We start from the raw sequence: 16,796 nt of genomic DNA on the forward strand, positions 1-16,796 counted from the left end.
GAAAGGACAGTCCCATGGAAACATCTCTCGCCACCGCAGCGGCACCTGCCGCCGCGACCACTCCCCGCAGCACGCACCGCTGGTGGGCGCTCAGCGTGCTCGCCCTCGCACAGTTCCTGGTGGTGCTGGACGCATCCATCGTCAACATCGCACTGCCGACCGTCGGCACCGCCCTCGGTCTCGACACCGCAGCGCTCGCCTGGGTGGTGACCGCCTACGTCCTGCCCTTCGGCGGTCTCCTCCTGCTCGGCGGACGGCTCGCCGACCGGTTCGGCCACCGCCGGGTCTTCCTCATCGGCGTCGCCGGCTTCGCACTGGCGTCGCTCGCGGCCGGTCTCGCGGTGAACGGCACCATGCTCCTGGGGGCACGAGCCGTTCAGGGCGCGTTCGCCGCCCTGCTGGCGCCCGCATCCCTCGCTCTCCTCACGCAGCTCTTCCCCGACGCCGAGGCGCGCGGGAAGGCCCTGGGCCTGTGGGGTGCGGTGGCCGGGATGGGCAGCGCGGCCGGCGTCCTGCTCGGCGGTGTGCTCACCGCCGCCTTCGGCTGGTCCGCCGTCTTCTTCGTGAACGTGCCCGTCGGCATCCTCGTGCTCGCGGTCATCCCGTTCCTCATCGGCCGCGACCCGGCCGGCGATGCCGAGCGGATGGATGCGGCGGGAGCCGCGACCGCGACCCTCGGACTCGCGGCGGCCGTCACCGCCCTCAGCGAGGGCGGCGAGCTCGGCTGGACGACCCCGATCGTCCTGGGGCCCGCTGCCGCCGCGGTGGTCCTTCTCACTGCGTTCGTACTGATCGAACGCCGCACCGCCCACCCCCTGCTGCCGTTCTCCTTCTTCCGCAATCGCGACGCCCTCGCCGGCGACATCGTGATGCTGCTGGTCGGCGGCGCTACGGTCGCGCTGTTCTTCGCGCTCTCGGTCTACCTGCAGGAGGTGCTCCACCTGGATGCGCTGTCGGCCGGACTCAGCCAGTTGCCCCTCGCCATCGCACTCGTCGCGATCGCCGGTGTGATCCCGGCCGTCGTCGCCCGGGCGGGCCTGCGCACGACGCTCGCCGGTGCGCTCGTCGTGCTCGCCGCCGGGGTCGTGTGGTTCGCCCTCGCCGGGAGCGCCGGATTCGTCGCCGGGTTCATCCTGCCGAGCATCGTGATCGGTCTCGGTCTGGGCGCTTCCTTCGTCACTGTCACCCAGCTCGCCGTCCGTGGTGTGCCGGAGTCGGAGTCCGGCCTCGCCAGCGGTCTGGTCAACACCGCGCAGCAGATCGGCGGCGCGCTCGGCCTCGCCGTCCTCGGCGGCATCGCCTCCGCCCGCACCTCCGCACTGCTGGACGCGGGAAGCAGCGGGGCCGACGCCGCCGCCGGCGGATTCCTCCTGCTGTTCCTCGGCGTCGCCGTACTCGCGGTCATCGGCGCGGCGATCACGGCACTGGTCCGCTCCCGCTCCAACTGACCCTCCGTCCCTCCGTCGACTACGCACAAACTGCACGCGGATCGCATGATCCGCGTGCAGTTTGTGCGTACTCGACGGGGGGGCTACCAGCTGACGGGGAGCGCCTTGCCCTCCTCGTAGCCTGCGGCGGACTGGATGCCGACCAGCGCGCGCTCGTGGAACTGCGCGAGGGTGCGTGCGCCTGCGTACGTGAACGAGCTGCGCACGCCGGTCGTGATCATGTCCAGCAGGTCCTCGACGGACGGCCGCAGCGGGTCCAGGTAGATGCGCGAGCTCGAGATGCCCTCGGCGAAGAGCTCCTTGCGGGCGAGCTCGTAGGCGTCGAGCCGCTCGAACCGGCCCTTCACCGCCTTCGTGGACGCCATGCCCCAGCTCTCCTTGTAGAGGCCGCCGTTCGCATCCCTGTCGAGCATGCCGGGCGCCTCGATCGTCCCGGCGAACCAGGAGCCGATCATGACGGATGCACCGCCCGCGGCGAGCGCGAGCGCGACGTCGCGCGGGTAGCGCACGCCGCCGTCCGCCCAGACGTGCGCACCGAGCTCCCGCGCGGCGGCGCTGGTCTCGAGCACCGCGGAGAACTGCGGGCGGCCGACGGCGGTCATCATGCGCGTCGTGCACATGGCTCCTGGGCCGACGCCGACTTTGAGGATGTCCGCGCCCGCCGCGACCAGGTCGCGTACGGCCTGCTCCGTGACGACGTTGCCCGCGACGGTCGGCAGCCCGAGGTTCAGCTCCTTGACGATGCGGATGGCGCGGATCATGCCGTCCTGGTCGCCGTGCGCCGTGTCGATGACGAGCACGTCGACGCCCGCGGCAGCGAGCGCCTTCGCCTTGCCCGCGACGTCGCCGTTGATGCCGACCGCCGCAGCGACGCGGAGACGGCCGTGCGCATCCAGCGCCGGCGTGTAGATCGTCGAGCGGAGGGCGCTGCGCTTCGACAGCGTTCCGACGACGCGGCCGTGGTCGAGGACCGGAGCGAAGTCGATGCCGGCCGCATCCATCACCTGGAACGCCGCGCGCCCGTCGGAGAGGTCCTCCGCTTCGAGCGAGGTCAGGGCGCCGTGCAGCAGGTCGCCGACCCGCGCGTCGGCGAGCGCCGACCCGAGCTGGACGGCCGCGAGGCAGCCGAGGTACGCGCCGTCCTCGCCGGTGACGACGATGCCGTGCCCCTCGACGGCCGGGATGCGGCGGAGCACGTCGGCGACGCTCTCATCCGGGTGCGCCTCGTACGGGGTGTCGAACATCACCGGCTGGGCCTTCACCCAGCGGATCGCCTCGTCGAGGTCCTGCAGGTGCATGTCCTGCGGGAGGACGCCGAGACCGCCGCGGCGCGCGAGGGTCGCGGCGAGCCGCTTCCCGGTGACCGAGTTCATGTTCGCGGACACGATCGGGATGGTCGCACCGGTGCCGTCGTTGGGGGCGAGGGACACGTCGAGACGGCTCGTGACGTTCGACCGCGACGGCACGAGGAACACATCCGAGTAGGTGAGATCGTGGCGCGGCGATGTTCCATAGAACTGCATGGGAATAACGCTATCCCGCTCGGCTGAGCGCCCGCACCGGAGTACCGATGGGATTAGGCTTGAGGATCGGATGGAAGCGGGCGGTGACAGGCCGCCCGGTCACGACGAATCGATGGAGAGAGTGGGCGATCGGCTGTGTCGAGCCAATTGACCGGAGTAGGGACCGAAGACGGCGCCGCAGGCGAATTCGGAGCCAACGAATGGCTGGTGGACGAGCTGTACGAGCAGTTCGTGCACGACAAGAACTCGGTCGACAGGTCGTGGTGGCCCATCCTCGAGAACTACCACCCGGCGGTGAAGGACGAATCGATCCCGTCGCCCGGTGAGACCCCGACGGAGACTCCGTCGGAGCCCACCATCCCGGCCCCCTCGGAGCCGACGGCCCCGAGCCCTGCAGAGCCCACCGTCCCGACCCCCTCGGAGCCGACAGCACCCGGCCCGTCCGAGCCGTCGACACCGGCTCCCCCGGCGGGCGGCGCCCCGGCGCCGCACCCCAACGAGCCGAAGCCCGTCACCACGCCCATCCCGGTGATCGGACAGCAGCCCGTCGCCCGCACGACGTCGGTGGCCCCCAAGCCGCAGCCCGTTCCCGCCGACGCCCCGGTGACCGCTCCGAACGCGACCGTCGAGGCCGCCGAGGAGGACAAGGTCACCCCGCTGCGCGGCATGTCCAAGACGCTCGCCACCAACATGGATGCGTCGCTCACGGTCCCGACCGCGACCAGCGTCCGCACCATCCCGGCGAAGCTGATGATCGACAACCGCATCGTCATCAACAACCACCTGAAGCGTGCCCGCGGCGGCAAGGTCTCCTTCACCCACCTCATCGGCTGGGCGCTCATCCAGGCGCTCAAGGAGTTCCCGAGCCAGAACGTCTACTACGACGAGGTCGACGGGAAGCCCTCCGTGGTGGCCCCGGCCCACATCAATCTCGGCATCGCGATCGACATCCCGAAGCCCGACGGCACGCGCGCCCTGCTCGTCCCGAGCATCAAGCGCGCCGACACCATGCGCTTCGGCGAGTACCTCGCCGCGTACGAGGAGCTCGTCAGCAAGGCCCGCAACAACAAGCTCGCCGCCGGCGACTTCGCAGGCACCACGCTCTCGCTCACCAACCCGGGCGGTATCGGCACCGTCCACTCCGTCCCGCGTCTCATGAAGGGCCAGGGCTGCATCATCGGCGCCGGCGCCCTCGAGTACCCGGCCGAGTTCCAGGGCTCCAGCGAGAAAACACTCGCCGGCCTCGCGATCGGCAAGACGATCACGCTGACCAGCACCTACGACCACCGCGTCATCCAGGGCGCCGGCTCTGGCGAGTTCCTCAAGATCGTGCACGAGATGCTGATCGGGAAGCGCAACTTCTACGAGGACATCTTCGCCGAGCTGCGCATCCCCTACATGCCGATCCACTGGAACCCGGACATCAGCGTCGACCTGGCCAGCGCCGTCGACAAGACGGCCCGCGTCCAGGAGCTGATCAACTCGTTCCGCGTGCGCGGCCACCTGATGGCCGACATCGACCCGCTCGAGTACAAGCAGCGGTCGCACCCCGACCTCGAGATCGAGAGCCACGGCCTCACGTTCTGGGACCTCGACCGCGAGTTCGTCACGGGCCAGTTCGGCGGCGACAAGCGCAAGATGAAGCTGCGCGACATCCTCGGCGTGCTGCGCGACTCCTACTGCCGCACCGTCGGCATCGAGTACATGCACATCCAGGACCCGGCTCAGCGCAAGTGGTTCCAGGACAAGCTGGAGCGGCCGTACGAGAAGCCGACCCACGACGAGCAGCTGCGCATCCTCGGCAAGCTCAACGAGGCCGAGGCGTTCGAGACCTTCCTGCAGACCAAGTACGTCGGCCAGAAGCGCTTCAGCCTCGAGGGCGGCGAGTCCACGATCGCGCTGCTCGACTCGATCCTGCAGGGCGCTGCGGAGGCCGGGATGGACGAGGTCGCCATCGGGATGGCGCACCGCGGCCGCCTCAACGTCCTCACCAACATCGCGGGCAAGACCTACGGTCAGATCTTCCGCGAGTTCGAGGGGACGCAAGACCCGCGGACCGTCCAGGGCTCCGGCGACGTCAAGTACCACCTGGGCACCGAGGGCACCTTCAAGGGCGCGGGCGGCGAGGAGATCCCGGTCTACCTGGCCGCGAACCCCTCGCACCTGGAGGCCGTCGACGGCGTCCTGGAGGGCATCGTCCGCGCCAAGCAGGACCGCCGCCCGGCGGGCACGTTCCTCACGCTGCCGATCCTCATCCACGGCGATGCGGCGATGGCCGGTCAGGGTGTCGTGGTCGAGACCATGCAGATGTCGCAACTGCGGGCGTACCGCACCGGCGGCACCATCCACGTCAACATCAACAACCAGGTCGGCTTCACGACCCCTCCCGGCGAGGCCCGCAGCTCGGTGTACTCGACGGATGTGGCCAAGACCATCCAGGCGCCCATCTTCCACGTGAACGGCGACGACCCCGAGGCCGTCGTCCGCGTCGCGGAGCTCGCGTTCGCCTACCGGCAGGAGTTCAAGCGCGATGTCGTCATCGACCTCGTCTGCTACCGCCGCCGTGGCCACAACGAGGGCGACGACCCCTCGATGACCCAGCCGCTGATGTACAGCCTCATCGAGGCGAAGCGCTCCGTCCGCCGCCTCTACACCGAGGCGCTCGTCGGCCGCGGCGACATCACCGAGGAGGAGTACGAGCAGGCTCACCGCGACTTCCAGGACCGCCTCGAGCGCGCGTTCATGGAGACGCACGCGGCTCAGACGAACTCCACGCCGGTGCTGAACGGCGACGAGTCCGCCGACCTGGAGAAGCCGGCACAGTCGGACGCCAACGACAACGTCGGCGAGCCGGAGACGACGGCGGTCAGCGAGCAGGTCATCCGCATGATCGGCGACGCGTTCAACAACCCGCCCGCCGGATTCACCGTCCACCCGAAGCTGCAGCAGCTGCTGAACAAGCGCAGCGAGATGAGCCGCAACGGCGGCATCGACTGGGGCTTCGGCGAGTTGCTGGCCCTGGGCTCGCTGCTGGTGGAGGGCACCCCGGTGCGCCTGGCCGGTCAGGATGCGCGCCGCGGCACCTTCGTGCAGCGCCACGCGGTGCTGCACGACCGGGTCAACGGCCAGGAGTGGCTGCCGCTCGCGAACCTCAGCGACAACCAGGCGAAGTTCTGGATCTACGACTCGCTCCTCAGCGAGTACGCCGCGATGGGCTTCGAGTACGGCTACTCGGTCGAGCGCGCGGACGCCCTCGTGCTCTGGGAAGCACAGTTCGGCGACTTCGCCAACGGCGCCCAGACGATCATCGACGAGTTCATCTCGTCCGCCGAGCAGAAGTGGGGCCAGCGCTCGTCGCTGGTGCTGCTCCTCCCCCACGGCTACGAGGGTCAGGGACCGGACCACTCCAGCGCCCGCATCGAGCGCTACCTCCAGATGTGCGCCGAGAACAACATGACCGTCGCGCGTCCGTCGACTCCGGCGTCGTACTTCCACCTGCTGCGCCGCCAGGCCTACGCCCGCCCGCGGCGTCCGCTCGTCGTCTTCACCCCGAAGGCCATGCTGCGGCTGCGCGGTGCGGCGAGCAACGTCGAGGACTTCACCAATGGCCGTTTCGAGCCGGTGATCGACGATGCCCGCATCAGCGACAAGGGCTCCGTGAAGCGGGTCCTGCTGATGGCCGGGAAGCTCTACTACGACCTCCTCAACGAGCTCGAGAAGAACCCCAACCCGGAGATCGCGCTGGTGCGCGTGGAGCAGTTCTACCCGCTCCCCGCCGCCGAGCTGAAGGCGGTCGTCGACTCGTACCCGAACGCCGAACTGGTGTGGGTGCAGGACGAGCCCGAGAACCAGGGCGCCTGGCCGTTCATGATCCTCGAGACGTCGAAGCTCGGGCCGCGCCCGCTCGGTGTGGTCTCGCGTCCGCCGTCGGCGTCGCCCGCCGCGGGATCGGCGAAGCGTCACGCACAGGAGCAGCAGGTGCTGATCCAGCGCGCGCTCACGCTGTAGTCCGCACACGCGTCGCGGGAGCCCCGGTCCGAGAAGGACCGGGGCTCCCGTCGTTTCGCTTCGGAGGTCAGAGATCGGCGGCGCAGCGGAACCCGATATGGGTGGTCGCCGTGTCCTCCGCCTGCGGCGACCGCGCCGCAGGACGGAACCGGAGGCAGTACTCCGGGCTGCACAGGTAGGAGCCGCCCTTCAGCACCCGACGAGGGATGTCCGAACCGGGTTCCGCGCTGCTCGCCCCGAGCAGGTTCAGCCGTCCGCCGGTGTCCGGCGCGCTCTGGCCGGGGACGACGTGCCGCGGCGTGTAGTAGTCGCTCGTCCACTCCCACACGTTCCCGATCAGGTCGTGCACCCCGTAGCCGTTCGCCGGGTACGACCCGACGGGTGCGGGGGTGGCCCCGAAACGGCCGCGGTTGTCGTAAGGGAAGCGCCCGATCCACGAGTTCGCCTGCGCCTGTCCGCCCGGGTAGGCATCGTCGCCCCACGCGAAGCGGGCTCCGTCCACGCCGCCCCGGGCGGCGTACTCGTACTCCGCTTCGGTCGGGAGCCGCTTACCCGTCCATCCGGCGTAGTTCACTGCGTCCTCGTAGGCGACCTGCACGACCGGCCGGTCCATCCGTTCGTCGATGCCGGACGCCGGACCCTCGGGATGCCGCCAGTCGGCTCCCGGCTCCCACCGCCACCACTGCCGCCAGTCGGAGAGGTCGACCGGTCCCTCCGTCGCCGTGAACACCAGGGCGCCGGGAACGAGGTCGTCGTCGGCCAGTTCCGGAAACTCCGCCGCGTCGAGGGGACGCTCGGCGACGGTGACGTAGCCCGTGTCCGCGACGAACGCGGAGAAGTCGGCGTTCGTCACCTCGAACCGGTCGATGCGGAAGGCCGCGACGGAGCGCTCGTGGACGGGCTGCTCATCCGGGTAGAACTCGGCGGAGCCCATCCGGAACCGTCCGCCCGGCAGGGGAACCATGTCGTCCATGGCGTCACGCTATCGACCCTGGGGGCTCGCGGACAGACCGCCGTCACCGCTGGCCGGTCCCGCGGGCCGCGGCGTATGGTGAGCGCATGACCGTCGTCACCACCCACCGCCTCGGCGAGCCCTGCTGGGTCGACTACACCAGCTCCGACGTCCCCCGCGCGACCGAGTTCTACACGAGCCTGTTCGGCTGGACCGCCGAGACCGCCGGCGAGGAGTACGGAGGCTACGTGACGTTCCTGCGCGACGGCCGCCGGGTCGCCGGCCTCGGCCCGACCATGGGTGACGCGCAGGCGAACACCTGGCTCACCTACCTGCTCGTGGAGGATGCGGATACGGCTGAGAGGGCGGCGCTGGACGCCGGAGCCCAGGTGATCGCTCCGACGATGACGGTCGGCGATCAGGGCAGGCTCGCGGTCATCGCCGACCCGGGTGGGGCGGTCGTCGGGCTGTGGGACCCCGATCAGCATCGTGGTTTCGAACTGGTCGCCGAGGTCGGCGGCCTCGCCTGGCACGAGCTGTACGCGCGCAACTACGCCGCGCAGGTCGATTTCTACACCCGGGTCTTCGGCTGGAGGACGCAGGTGCTCGGCGACACCGCCGACTTCCGGTACGTCACCTTCGGCGACCCGGATGCTCCCGCCGGCGGCGTCTACGACGCGGACGGCATGCTGCCGGAGGGAGTTCCCTCCCACTGGGTCGTCTACTTCGGCGTCGCCGACGCGGCGGCCGCCTCACAGCGTGTGATCGACCTGGGCGGCACGGTCATCCGCGACCCGTGGGACAGCGAGTTCGGCCGCTTCGCGCAGGTCACCGACCCGCTGGGCGGCTTGTTCTTCCTGCACGAGGTGGGGACGGGCGGCGCCGCCTGACCTCAACGCCTGTCGCTGCCGCACATCAACCCCGAAACGTCAGCCGACTCTGCTACGCTCGATTCATCACGACCGGTTCCGCCTATTCGTAGGTCCAGGGCCGGTCTTCACTGTTAAGGAGCACTCGTGGCCTCAGTGAAGCTGTTCCACACGTTCGACCAGCAGCTGGCTCTTCTCGCCTCTCGTGGCATGGACATCGGCGACCATGATCTCGCGATCGAGCACCTCTCGAACGTCAATTACTACCGGCTCAGCGGCTATTGGTACCCGTTCCGACGTCTCGTCGACGGTCGCCGTGGGGACGACTTCTATCCGGGAACCACGTTGAGTGATGTCATCAGGCTCTACCACTTTGACGCCGCCTTGAGGACGATGGCGTTCGCCTCACTCGCGACAATCGAGCTCACCGTCCGCGCGGCACTTGGTCATGCCTTGGGAGATGTCGGCCAGTGCATCCACCTCGAACCGGATCACCTCAACGCGCGCGCACGGGCAGGAGAGCAGTACGCTCGCTGGCGTCGACGGTACGAACGCGAACTCGACGAATCTCGCGAGGACTTCGTGGTGCACCATCGCGAAAAGTACTCAGGAGTGCTCCCGGTATGGGCGGCCGTCGAAGTTCTCGACTGGGGGTCGTTGACGAGGCTCTACGGGTTCGCACCCCGGGAGGTGCAAGAGGCGGTAGCCGCGGAATTCGGCTTGAGGGGTCCACAGCTGGAGTCGTGGATGAAGTCGCTCAATATCGTCCGGAACGTCTGCGCGCATCACGGGTGCCTCTTCAATCGGGTCTTCGCGCTCGTTCCGAAGCTTCCCCAGGCCGGCCGCTACCCCGAGTTGGATCGCGCCGCACCCTTCTCGCGGACCTTCGGCCAGCTCACGCTGATCCAATTCCTCTTGAAGCAGCGGAGCCTCAAGAGGTCCGGCCTTCCCGCGGTCCTCGGCACATTCCCGTCGATGCGGCTGCTACCGAGCCGCAGCATCGGTGCGCCGGACGACTGGGCCGCCTCGCCACTCTGGCACTGAGGCGCTACGGCTCAGTGCACGCTCGCCTGGAACGAGCGGATGCGCAGCAGCACCTCGGTGCGCAGCGTCTCGGGCGCGGTCTCCTTGCACGCCCGCTGCACCACTTCGGTGAGCACCACGTTCAGGTGCGCCTCGTCGGAGCACCCGGTGCAGTTCGCCAGGTGCTCGCGCACGTCGGCAGCATCCTCGCTGCACAGTTCGTTGCGCAGGTACTCTTCGAGTTCGGCCTTGGCCTTCTCACAACCGCAGTCGGTCATCTCTTGCTCCTGGGGGTCTGCACGGCCCGGTCCCCCTGGACGGCGGAGAGACCGCGCTCGTGCGCGTAGTCGGTCAGAAGCTCCCGGAGCATCCGGCGGCCGCGGTGGAGGCGGCTCATCACGGTGCCGATCGGGGTCTTCATGATGTCGGCGATCTCCTGGTAGGAGAATCCCTCGACATCGGCGAGGTACACGGCCAGCCGGAAGTCCTCCGGGATGGCCTGCAGCGCGTCCTTGACGGCGCTGTCCGGCAGGTGGTCGATCGCCTCGGCCTCGGCCGAGCGGCTGGACGACGAGGACATGGATTCCGCGCCGCCGAGCTGCCAGTCTTCGAGCTCGTCGATCGTCCCCTGGTAGGGCTCACGCTGCTTCTTGCGGTACGTGTTGATGAACGTGTTGGTGAGGATGCGGTACAGCCATGCCTTCAGGTTCGTGCCCTGCTGGAACTGGCCGAACGCCGCGTAGGCCTTCACGAACGTCTCCTGCACGAGGTCCTGCGCGTCGGACGGATTGCGTGTCATGCGCAGGGCAGCCGCGTACAGCTGGTCCATGAAAGGCAGGGCCTGATCCTCGAAGAGGTGGCCCAGATCCTCGGTCTCGGTGCTCATCACCGGCCAGTCTAGTTGCGACGCCAGGGATGCGCTGAGAAGGCCTTCGGGGTCGACGAGGTCGTGCGATGCGACGCGAGGGGCGTCGAGCACGGCGGTGGCGGCCACGGGCGGATCCTTCCTCATACCGGGAACACGGATAATCTGGACAACAATGCTGATCTCGAAATATTCCGCCCCCGACTTCGACCCGTACGGCGACAACCGCGTCGAGGAGCCGAACACGCTGTGGCCCGCGCCGGTGGCCGGCGGTCCGGTCACCGCGACCGTGTCCCTGCCCGGCTCGAAGTCGCTGACGGCGCGGGAGCTGGTGCTCGCTGCCCTCGCCGACGGACCGTCCCTGCTGCGGGCCCCGCTGCACTCGCGTGACAGCGCCAACATGGTGGAGGCCCTCCGCGCCCTGGGCGTGTCCATCGAGGAGAAGCCGGGCGACGGCGAGTTCGGAGCCGACCTGCTCGTCACGCCGGCGGAGGAGCTACTCGGCAGCACGACGATCGACTGCGGTCAGGCGGGCACCGTGATGCGGTTCGTCCCGCCGATCGCCGGGCTGGCTCTCGGCCCCACCATGTTCGATGCCGACGACTCGGCCCGTGGCCGTCCGATGGGCGCGATCATCGCGGCTCTGCGCGCTCTCGGCGTCGACGTCAACGACGACGGCCGCGGCTCCCTGCCGTTCACCGTGCACGGCACCGGCCGGGTCGCCGGCGGCGCGGTCGAGGTGGATGCGTCCAGCTCCAGCCAGTTCGTCAGCGCGCTCCTTCTGTCGGCCAGCCGCTTCGACGACGGTCTCGATCTGACGCACGCCGGGGAGCGGCTCCCCAGCCTGCCCCACATCGAGATGACGATCGCGGCCCTCGCCGCCCGCGGGGTGACCGTCGAGTCGCCCGAGGTCGGCCGCTGGGTCGTCTCCCACGGCACGATCGCCGCCCGCGACGTCGACATCGAACCGGACCTCTCCAACGCGGCGCCGTTCCTCGCCGCGGCCGTCGTGACGGGCGGGACGGTGACCATCACGGGATGGCCCGAGTCCACCACCCAGGTGGGTGCGGACCTCGCCGACCTGCTGCCGCTCTTCGGGGCGACGGTCACGCGCGAGGGCGACCGTCTCACCGTCAGCGGCCCCGAGCGTCCCACCGGCATCACGCTCGACCTGACGACGGGCGGCGAGCTCGCGCCCGCCCTCGTGGCGATCGCCGCACTCGCGGACGGCCCGAGCGAGATCACGGGCATCGGCCATATCCGCCACCACGAGACGGACCGCCTCGCGGCCCTCGCCGCCGAGATCAACGGCCTCGGCGGCGCCGTCACAGAGCTGGAGGACGGCCTGCGCATCGACCCCCGCCCGCTCCACGGGGGCGTCTGGCGCAGCTACGAGGACCACCGGATGGCGACGGCCGGCGCGATCGTCGGGCTCGTGGTTCCGGGCGTCGAGATCGAGAACGTCGCAACCACCGCCAAGACGCTGCCCCAGTTCACCCAGCTGTGGAGCCGGATGCTGCAGAAGGGCGTCGACGTCGCGTGACGGACAACAGCGGCTCCTGGTGGGCGGACGACGACGAGGATGAGGACGAGCTCGACCTCTACGACGAGTCCAGCATCCGAAGCCGTCCGAACCCGAAGGGCAACCGCCCTCGGACGAAGACGCGTCCCGAGCACGCCGACGCGCAGATCGCCCGGGTGCTGGGGGTCGACCGCGGCCGCTACACGGTGCTGCTCGACGAGGACACCCCGGAGGAGCGGCAGGTCACCGCGGCCCGCGCGAGCGAACTGCGGCGGAATCCGATCGTGACCGGCGACCGCGTCGCCGTCGTCGGAGACACCACCGGCGAGGAGGGCACTCTCGCCCGCATCGTCCGTGTGGAACCACGCGCCACCCTGCTCCGGCGAAGTGCGGACGACACCGACGAGGTGGAGCGCATCGTCGTCGCAAACGCCGATCAGATGCTCATCGTCGTCGCCGCAGCGAACCCGGAGCCGCGCACGCGGCTCGTCGACCGCTACCTCGTCGCCGCGTACGACGCCGGGATCGACCCCATGCTGTGCGTGACGAAGACCGACCTCGCCGACCCCGCGCCGTTCCTGTCGAACTTCGCCGGACTCGACCTGCCCGTCTTCACAAGCCGCCAGGACGACATCCCCCTGCACGACATCACCGCGGCGCTGATCGGCCACGACACGGTCGTCGTCGGACATTCCGGGGTGGGCAAGTCGACCCTGGTCAACGCGATCGTCCCGAGCGCGCACCGTGCCACCGGCCACGTCAACGTGGTCACCGGTCGCGGACGGCACACGTCCTCGTCGACCGTGTCCCTTCGCGTCGAGGACGACGAGGGACGCCACGGCTGGGTCATCGACACCCCGGGCGTCCGGTCCTTCGGGCTCGGGCACGTGAACACCGACAGTATCCTGAAGGCCTTCACCGACCTCGCGGAGCTGGCCGAGGACTGCCCGCGCGGCTGCACCCACCTTCCCGATGCGCCGGACTGCGCGATCATCGAGGCCGTCGAGGCGGGCAAGCTCGGCGAGGCCGGGCGCGCGCGCCTCGACTCGTTGCAGCGGCTGCTGGCGACGTTCGCGCGCTGAGACGCGGGCTCAGGGGGTCGAACCGGCCCGGGCGTCGGCCCGTGATCCGCGGAACGCCGCGCGGTGCACCCAGACGCCTCGGGCGAGGCCCGCCCAGAAGACCGCACCGAAGGGGATGACGTAGAGCAGGAACGACAGAACGGCTCGCCCCGCCGCCGCCCGTGCTGCCGCAACGAGCACCAGGGCGAGCACGCCGGAGACCGCGAGGGCCAGCACGACGATCACCAGCCACCAGAGGCCGAACGCGATCGCGAGCACGAGCAGGACGAGCGCGACGACCGGTGCGATCACCAGCGCGACGAGGACCAGGTTGCGCAGAAGGCTGGTGCCGGCGTAGCTGTCGACGAACAGGGTGCCGCGCACGAACGCGTGGCGGAGGAAGCCGCCCACCGTGATGCGCGGACGGTAGAGCGCGCGGAAGCCCGGGTCGATGCGGAGGGCGCCGTGGTCGGCGACGTACCGCAGCAGCCGCGTGTCGTCCGACACGAGGTCGGCGTTCTCCTCCGGCCAGGCGGCACGGCACGCGTCGGCGAAGGCCGCGCGGTCGATCACCAGGCACCCGGTGCCCTTCGGCACGCGGTCGAAGTTCTCCGACGTGATGTCGGTGGGCGCGGGATGTGCCAGGTAGCCGCCCCAGAAGACGTGGGTGGGCACCTCCCAGAACCGGCCGACCAGCGGGGCCGCGGGATCGGTCGGCACGTGCCCGACCCACGCGCGGGCGGCGGGGCGGAGCGCATCCACGCTCTCGAGGTAGGCGAATGCGTCCGGAGCCATCAGGAGCCGGGAGTCGAACAGCAGGATGCGCTCGGCGCGCGCCGCCTGGACACCCTCCCAGCGCGCGAGGAACCGCCCCTTGTTGGACTGCGAGATCACGCGGAGCGGGACAGCGGACGCCGCCGCGATCCCGGCGAGCACGGCGGCGGTGTCGTCGGTGGAGCCGTCGTCGACCACCACGATCTCCGCGTCGACCGAGCTGTTGCCGAGCGCGGTCGTCAGCGATCCGAGCGTGCTGGGGAGCCAGGGCGCCGAGTTGTACGACGCGATGACGATGCTGAGGGCGGGCGAGCTCATGGCGCGGGCTGCTCCTCGACGACGGCCGCCCGGCCGGTGCGCCTGCTGCGGAGAAGGAGCGCCCAGTGGATGCCGTACAGAGCCAGGAAGGTCACCAGCCCGATGAGCCCGTTGCCGACCAGCCAGGCATCGACGTCGGGCAGCGTCGCGGAGGCGACGAGCCACTGCGCGACGGCGGCGAGCAGGAAGACGGCGAGCGCCGCCTTCGACGCTGCAGCCGTGATGCGCACCAGCACACCCTGGGCGAGCGCCCACGGGATCCAGGCGAGGGAGAAGCCGACCACGATCTGCGCCGTCGCGGCGTAGTGCGAACCGAACAGCAATCCGACGATCCACGGCCCGAACAGCACGACCAGGAGGAACATCGCCACCCCGGTCAACAGCGTCACGCCGAGGATCACCGTCACGCCGAGGTTCGTGAGCGCCGCGTTGCCCTTGCTGCGGACGAACCGCGGGAGCAGGTACAGCGAGAAGGTGGCGGGGATGATGAGGGTCGTCTTCACCAGCACGGCGGCAGCGGCATAGGCGCCGGCGAGCTCCTCGGGCGTTCCGGCGCGGACCAGCACCACATCCGCATTGGTGAGCCACGCGAACCCGACGGTGAGCAGCAGCACGACGGTGCTCTGCATCGTGAACGGCGACCGGCCGACCGCCAGGGATCGGCGACGGGCCACGGCGCCTGCGCCGATCGCTCCGGTGAGTGCGGTCAGGACGAGGATGGCCAGGATGGCCGCGGAGCCCGCGTGCGCGAGCATGGCGATCAGGGCGAGCACCGCCTGGGCGACCTGGGCGCCCGTCGACCACCAGACCACGGAGCGCGAGTCGCCCGCCCCCTGCAGGCGTCCCTGGGCGAGCGCGAACAGGAAGTTCGGGATCATCGCGGCGGCCGTGAGAACGACGGTCAGGACACCGGTGGCGCCGGGAGCCGCGAGCGTCGACGAGAGGGCGAAGACCCCCAGCGTCCCGATCCCGCCCAGCACGAGCGCCTCGACGAGGGCCCCATCCACCCGTCGGACTCGGTCGCCGGGAACGCTGCGCGGCGCGTGGAGCGCCTCCGCCGTCGTGACCGCGACGGAGTTGCGGAGCGCGGAGCTGCCGATGGCCGCCACGTTGATGAGCGCGAGAGCCGCGGCGAGGAGGCTGTACGAGGCCGGCCCGAGGCCTCGGATCGTGATGAGCTGGAACGCCGTCGTCGCGACGATCCCCACGACGCTGACACCGGCGATCTCAGCGAGAGCGCGACCGTGGCGGCTGATCATCCCCGGTGCGCGACGCTGCGGCTGGTCGCCGCCCGCGCTAGTCGGCATACCCTCGGCTGATCAGGTCGTTGACGATGATGTCCGACGGCGACCGCTCCGGGCGGTCGGGCTCATGCCGGAGGGATTCGTAATCTCTCAGGAACGAACGCAACCGGCCGAGGTCCCACTCGGAGAGCACGATGTTGCGGCCGATGCCCTCGCCCTGCTCCGTCGTCTTGCGGTGGATGAGCGTGGGGACGCCGAGCAGCGCCGACTCGGCCTGGATCCCGCCGGAATCGGTGACGACGAAGGCGGCGTTCTCCAGCAGGGCGACGAACTCGTCGTGCCGCAGCTTCGGGAGGACGGTGATGCGGTTGCCGCCCTGGTTGGCGAGCAGCCGTTCCAGCGTCTCCCGGTTGTAGGCGTCGACGATGAGCCGCAACGGGACCTCGCTGGTGGCGAGCACCTCGAGCGTGTCGTCGACCAGCTGGCTGTTGGAGATGAACTCGAACCGGTGAAGCAGCACGACGCCGTAGGGAGCATCCGTGCCGGCGTCGCGCATCCCATGGTCGAGAACGGCGTCGAGGGCCGTGTTGCCGTGCGTGTAGACGACGTTCGAACGCTTCTTCAGGTTCTCGGTCGCCTCGATCGACGGCGTGTAGTGCACCGTCGCCATGGTGCCGACGATGCGCCGGTCCAGCTCCTCCGGGAAGGGATGCCGCCAGTTTCCGCTGCGCAGGCCCGCCTCGATGTGGGCGCAGTCGAAGCCCATCCGCTTGGCGATCCAGGCGCCGACGACGCTGGTGATGGTGTCGCCGTGCACGACGATGACCGTGTTCTTCGGCAGGGATGCCGCCACCCGCTTGCGGTTCTTCCGCAGCCAGCCCAGCACCGTCATGCCCCAGCGGACCACGTCGCCGGTGCCCCGGAGCGGTTTGCCTGCTGCACCGTGCGCGATGACCTGATCGGGAGTACCGAGCCCCAGCTGCTCCATTGCGGTCATCAGAGCCTCGGTGTGCTGCATCGTCACCCACTGCTGCGTGGCAACACCGCGCTCCCGGAGCCGGCGGATGACCGGGGCCAGTTTGATGGCCTCCGCCGTCGTTCCGTAGATGAACACGATCATGGTCGAGTGTTGCGCCTTCTGGGTCGGAGAGCTTCATGTCGCGAGCTGACCGCTCCACCGTTGGGATCG

At 69.8% G+C, this 16,796-nt stretch carries 13 protein-coding genes; 6 read left to right on the forward strand and 7 right to left on the reverse strand.

Annotation, left to right across the window (positions count from 1 at the left end; genetic code table 11):
- Nucleotides 1-14 precede the first annotated feature (14 nt).
- The gene (locus tag ACF1AJ_RS08320) at nt 15-1,448 is read left to right on the forward strand and encodes a DHA2 family efflux MFS transporter permease subunit (RefSeq protein ID WP_391506902.1); all 1,434 of its coding nucleotides are present in this window, start codon (nt 15-17) and stop codon (nt 1,446-1,448) included.
- A gap of 83 nt (nt 1,449-1,531) precedes the next feature.
- Here ACF1AJ_RS08320 and ACF1AJ_RS08325 read toward each other — a convergent pair whose 3' ends face one another.
- Nucleotides 1,532-2,971, reverse strand: a complete 1,440-nt coding sequence (locus ACF1AJ_RS08325) for a GuaB1 family IMP dehydrogenase-related protein (RefSeq protein WP_391506903.1) — start codon at nt 2,969-2,971, stop codon at nt 1,532-1,534.
- A gap of 135 nt (nt 2,972-3,106) precedes the next feature.
- Between ACF1AJ_RS08325 and ACF1AJ_RS08330 the strand changes: the two genes are divergently transcribed.
- Complete coding sequence (locus tag ACF1AJ_RS08330; RefSeq protein WP_391506904.1) at nt 3,107-6,979, forward strand: multifunctional oxoglutarate decarboxylase/oxoglutarate dehydrogenase thiamine pyrophosphate-binding subunit/dihydrolipoyllysine-residue succinyltransferase subunit; 3,873 nt, start codon at nt 3,107-3,109, stop codon at nt 6,977-6,979.
- Between the two features lie 67 nt (nt 6,980-7,046).
- On the opposite strand, the gene ACF1AJ_RS08335 is transcribed toward ACF1AJ_RS08330, so the two are convergent.
- A complete protein-coding gene (locus ACF1AJ_RS08335) occupies nt 7,047-7,952 on the reverse strand; it encodes a formylglycine-generating enzyme family protein (protein WP_391506905.1) in 906 nt (301 codons plus the stop codon).
- Nucleotides 7,953-8,038: 86 nt separating this feature from the next.
- On the opposite strand from ACF1AJ_RS08335, the gene ACF1AJ_RS08340 reads away from it, so the two are divergent.
- Both ACF1AJ_RS08340 and ACF1AJ_RS08345 read left to right on the forward strand, forming a co-directional pair.
- Nucleotides 8,039-8,821: a VOC family protein gene (locus ACF1AJ_RS08340; protein ID WP_391506906.1), complete on the forward strand. Its 783-nt coding sequence runs from the start codon at nt 8,039-8,041 to the stop codon at nt 8,819-8,821.
- 126 nt (nt 8,822-8,947) lie between these two features.
- Nucleotides 8,948-9,844 (forward strand): Abi family protein, encoded by an 897-nt coding sequence (locus tag ACF1AJ_RS08345; protein ID WP_391506907.1) that lies wholly within the window; start codon nt 8,948-8,950, stop codon nt 9,842-9,844.
- Nucleotides 9,845-9,855: 11 nt separating this feature from the next.
- Here ACF1AJ_RS08345 and ACF1AJ_RS08350 read toward each other — a convergent pair whose 3' ends face one another.
- Entirely contained in the window at nt 9,856-10,101 is a 246-nt protein-coding gene (locus ACF1AJ_RS08350) for a zf-HC2 domain-containing protein (RefSeq protein WP_018190122.1), read from the reverse strand.
- The gene (locus ACF1AJ_RS08355; protein ID WP_172823274.1) at nt 10,098-10,709 is read right to left on the reverse strand and encodes a sigma-70 family RNA polymerase sigma factor; all 612 of its coding nucleotides are present in this window, start codon (nt 10,707-10,709) and stop codon (nt 10,098-10,100) included. Before ACF1AJ_RS08355 ends, ACF1AJ_RS08350 begins: the two co-directional genes overlap by 4 nt.
- Nucleotides 10,710-10,863: 154 nt before the next feature.
- Here ACF1AJ_RS08355 and aroA point away from each other — a divergent pair, with 154 nt between their 5' ends.
- A complete protein-coding gene (aroA, locus tag ACF1AJ_RS08360) occupies nt 10,864-12,231 on the forward strand; it encodes a 3-phosphoshikimate 1-carboxyvinyltransferase (protein WP_391506908.1) in 1,368 nt (455 codons plus the stop codon).
- Nucleotides 12,228-13,292, forward strand: a complete 1,065-nt coding sequence (gene rsgA, locus ACF1AJ_RS08365; RefSeq protein WP_391506909.1) for a ribosome small subunit-dependent GTPase A — start codon at nt 12,228-12,230, stop codon at nt 13,290-13,292. Before aroA ends, rsgA begins: the two co-directional genes overlap by 4 nt.
- A gap of 9 nt (nt 13,293-13,301) precedes the next feature.
- Here rsgA and ACF1AJ_RS08370 read toward each other — a convergent pair whose 3' ends face one another.
- From ACF1AJ_RS08370 to ACF1AJ_RS08380, 3 genes are read right to left on the reverse strand one after another with little or no spacing between them, the layout of a single operon-like run.
- Nucleotides 13,302-14,363, reverse strand: coding sequence for a glycosyltransferase family A protein (locus ACF1AJ_RS08370; RefSeq protein ID WP_391506910.1), 1,062 nt, complete (start codon nt 14,361-14,363; stop codon nt 13,302-13,304).
- A complete protein-coding gene (locus ACF1AJ_RS08375) occupies nt 14,360-15,670 on the reverse strand; it encodes a hypothetical protein (RefSeq protein ID WP_391506911.1) in 1,311 nt (436 codons plus the stop codon). Before ACF1AJ_RS08375 ends, ACF1AJ_RS08370 begins: the two co-directional genes overlap by 4 nt.
- Nucleotides 15,660-16,727 carry a UDP-N-acetylglucosamine 2-epimerase gene (locus ACF1AJ_RS08380; RefSeq protein ID WP_391506912.1) on the reverse strand — a complete coding sequence of 356 codons (1,068 nt, stop codon included), beginning with the start codon at nt 16,725-16,727 and terminating at the stop codon, nt 15,660-15,662. Before ACF1AJ_RS08380 ends, ACF1AJ_RS08375 begins: the two co-directional genes overlap by 11 nt.
- Nucleotides 16,728-16,796 lie beyond the last annotated feature (69 nt).

It is taken from the genome of Leifsonia sp. NPDC014704 (assembly GCF_043083605.1).
In the GTDB taxonomy this organism is placed as follows: Bacteria; Actinomycetota; Actinomycetes; order Actinomycetales; family Microbacteriaceae; genus Leifsonia.

Excerpts from the sequence above, each read along its gene's own strand:
- ACF1AJ_RS08325 (WP_391506903.1), bottom strand. The coding sequence starts at position 2,971 with ATGCAGTTCTATGGAACATCGCCGCGCCACGATCTCACCTACTCGGAT.
- ACF1AJ_RS08335 (WP_391506905.1), bottom strand. The coding sequence starts at position 7,952 with ATGGACGACATGGTTCCCCTGCCGGGCGGACGGTTCCGGATGGGCTCC.
- ACF1AJ_RS08375 (WP_391506911.1), bottom strand. The coding sequence starts at position 15,670 with ATGCCGACTAGCGCGGGCGGCGACCAGCCGCAGCGTCGCGCACCGGGG.
- ACF1AJ_RS08355 (WP_172823274.1), bottom strand. The coding sequence starts at position 10,709 with ATGAGCACCGAGACCGAGGATCTGGGCCACCTCTTCGAGGATCAGGCC.
- ACF1AJ_RS08370 (WP_391506910.1), bottom strand. The coding sequence starts at position 14,363 with ATGAGCTCGCCCGCCCTCAGCATCGTCATCGCGTCGTACAACTCGGCG.
- ACF1AJ_RS08320 (WP_391506902.1), top strand. The coding sequence starts at position 15 with ATGGAAACATCTCTCGCCACCGCAGCGGCACCTGCCGCCGCGACCACT.
- aroA (WP_391506908.1), top strand. The coding sequence starts at position 10,864 with ATGCTGATCTCGAAATATTCCGCCCCCGACTTCGACCCGTACGGCGAC.
- ACF1AJ_RS08350 (WP_018190122.1), bottom strand. The coding sequence starts at position 10,101 with ATGACCGACTGCGGTTGTGAGAAGGCCAAGGCCGAACTCGAAGAGTAC.
- ACF1AJ_RS08380 (WP_391506912.1), bottom strand. The coding sequence starts at position 16,727 with ATGATCGTGTTCATCTACGGAACGACGGCGGAGGCCATCAAACTGGCC.
- ACF1AJ_RS08340 (WP_391506906.1), top strand. The coding sequence starts at position 8,039 with ATGACCGTCGTCACCACCCACCGCCTCGGCGAGCCCTGCTGGGTCGAC.